The following is a 2,806-nucleotide window of genomic DNA, read 5'->3' as shown; positions in this document are numbered from 1 at the left end:
GCACAACAATGAAGTGTTGCAACAAGTCATTGCTTTTGTCCTCTCTACCAAGAACGATGAGTTACTGCAGTTATTAGGGGAGTACGCTTCCCATCACAAAGAAGCCTTTGACGCGCTGCTCGCGACTAACCGGCATTATTTGCACCAATTAGATCAAGGAGTTATCGCTTTTGACGCCCTGGAACACGGTGCTGCGATTAATGCGAGGAACAAAGAGGGGCAAAGCGCCTTGCATCTTGCGACCTTAAACGCAGATAAAAAGACTATAAGTACCCTCATTGCACGGGGCATTAATGTAAATATCCAAGATAAATACGGCAATACTGCCTTAATCCGTGCCCTGGAAAAAGTACTCTACAAAGATAAAAACGAAGTGGGACGTGATATTGCCCAACAATTGATTGCAGCGCGGGCGCAACTTGACATTAAAGATAAGGATGAAAATACACCGCTTATTATCGCCGTTCAAAACAAGGACTTAGCCATGGTGAACTATCTGCTGCAACACGGAGCTTGTCTTGAAACCTTTGATGCCCACATGAAAACTGCCTTATTTTGGGCGGCTGAGAAAGGAGATGAGGCCATTTTTGATGTGCTCCTGAAACAAGGTGCTCAAGTTAATGGTGTCAGTTATCCTGAAGAAAATACGCCACTGATGGCTGCATTAAGCAATCGCCATTTGGGTATCGCACAAAAAATCGTGTCGCAAGAAGAAGTGGCAGTAACACAAAAAAACAGATATGGCAATACAGCACTTCATCTGGCGGCCGATAATTCTGAAATCCTAAAGGCCATTCTCGCATTATATCCACAAAATAAACGCTTAGAGGCGGTGATGGTTAAAAACAAATACGGCAATACAGTACTTCACGATGCTGCTGGCAATTCTGAAAGCCTAAAGACCATTCTAGCATTATTGCCGCAAAACCAACGTTTAGAAGAGGTGATGATTCAAAACAAATACGGCAATACAGTACTTCACGATGCTGTTATGAATGCTGAAAGCCTAAAGACCATTCTAGCACCATTACCAGAAAATAAACGTTTAGAGGCGGTGATGGTTAAAAACAAAGACGGCAATACAGTACTTCATGAGGCTGCTATGAATGCTGAAAGCCTAAAGACCATTCTCGAATTATTACCAGAAAATCAGCGCTTAGATGCGGTGAGGATTCAAGACAACTATGACAATACAGTACTTCATAAGGCTATTAACGATCCTGAAATCCTAAAGACCGTTCTCGAGTTATTACCAGAAAATAAACGTCTAGAGACGGTGATAATTAAAAACAAATTTGGCCAGACAGTACTTCACGATGCAGCTAAGAATCCTAAAATCATAAAGTCCATTCTCGAATTATTACCAGAAAATCAGCGCTTAGAGGCAGTGATGATTAAAAACCATGATGGTCGCAATTCACTACTTCATCTGGCTGCTTATAATCCTGAAAGCCTAAAGGCCGTTCTAGCATTATTGCCGGAAAATCAATTTCTAGATGCGGTGAGGATTCAAGACAGGTTTGGCAGGACAGTACTTCATCTGGCTTTTAACAATCCTGAACTCCTAACGGCCATTCTAACGTTATTGCCGGAAAATAAACGTCTAGAGGCGGTGAGAATTGACGACAGATATGACACTACGGTACTTCATATGGCTGCTGGTAATCCTGAAAGCCTAAAGACTATTCTCGAATTATTACCAGTAAATCAGCGCTTAGAGGCAGTGAGGATTCACGAAGAACGTGGTGAAGCAGTGTTTCACGATGCGGCTAAAAATCCTGAAAGCTTAAAGATCCTTCTAGCGTTATTGCCGGAAAATCAACGTCTACAGGTGGTGATGATGAAAGACAACTATGGCTATACAGCGCTTCATTGGTTTGCTAATGCTGCAATCTTAAAGACCCTTCTAGGGTTATTGCCGGAAAACCAACGTTTAGAGGCGGTGATAATTCAAAACGAACGTGGCGAGACCACACTTCATCGTGCTGCTAGCAATGCTGAAGGCCTAAAGACCCTTCTAGGGTTATTACCGGAAAATCAACGTTTAGAGGCGGTGAGGACTAAAAACAAATTTGGCAATACGGTACTTGATCGTGCTGCCGATAATTCTGAATGCTTAAAGACCATTCAAGCGTTATTGCCTGCAAAAACTGATTATAGTAGTGAAAATAAGGAACAAGTAGTCTTGCCTTCAAATAAGGATATTTTAAGAATACCTCAAAACAGGAGCTCATTTTTCTCGATTGCCCAAGAAAATAATACTGGCAAAGATGTGCTGCATAACCCAGCTCCTATGTTAGGGCCTCTGCACTGAGAAGCCACTGAAGTCACATTTACATAGGTTGTGCCTCAATGATGGTTTGAATAAATTTCAAGCGATGCACAACCTTCATGGCCTGAGTAAGGTGCAGTAATGCATCTTTGTTTTCAAATTATCAACATGAATCGCAGCCTTCACTAAGTGTATTTTTCAGCTTTTGTACCCTGTTCCTTTTCGACAGTTATATTGAGCAATCATATAGATTAAAGTCTGCACATATTGAAATGAGGTGAGCCATTTTTTTGTTGTACTGATTTTACTTTTAGTGAACTACTATGCAGTTAGTAAAAAAGCTGATTTGACCATCTCACATAATCCAACCTTAGAGAAAGAAGATATGCCAACTTTGTCCATGCTGAATATTTTACAAGAACTCCAAATCCTCCAGGAATTAAAACAAAAATCACTTGCCTATAGCACCAAAGCCAATGAGCTCATCGAGCGCATTCACCATGATTATGGTGATGAAGGGGCTTATTTCATGAA

General features: G+C 41.2%; 2 protein-coding genes. Both read left to right on the top strand.

Annotation, left to right across the window (positions count from 1 at the left end):
* Positions 1 to 2,314: ankyrin repeat domain-containing protein (locus Lsan_RS15000; protein WP_157068316.1), on the top strand; the 2,314-nt coding region annotated here is incomplete at its 5' end.
* Positions 2,315 to 2,549: 235 nt separating this feature from the next.
* Positions 2,550 to 2,806: hypothetical protein (locus tag Lsan_RS14995; protein WP_193392725.1), on the top strand; the 257-nt coding region annotated here is incomplete at its 3' end.

This window comes from Legionella santicrucis, assembly GCF_001468135.1.
Taxonomy (GTDB): domain Bacteria; phylum Pseudomonadota; class Gammaproteobacteria; order Legionellales; family Legionellaceae; genus Legionella; species Legionella santicrucis.
This window is presented reverse-complemented; position numbering and strand designations above follow the sequence as displayed.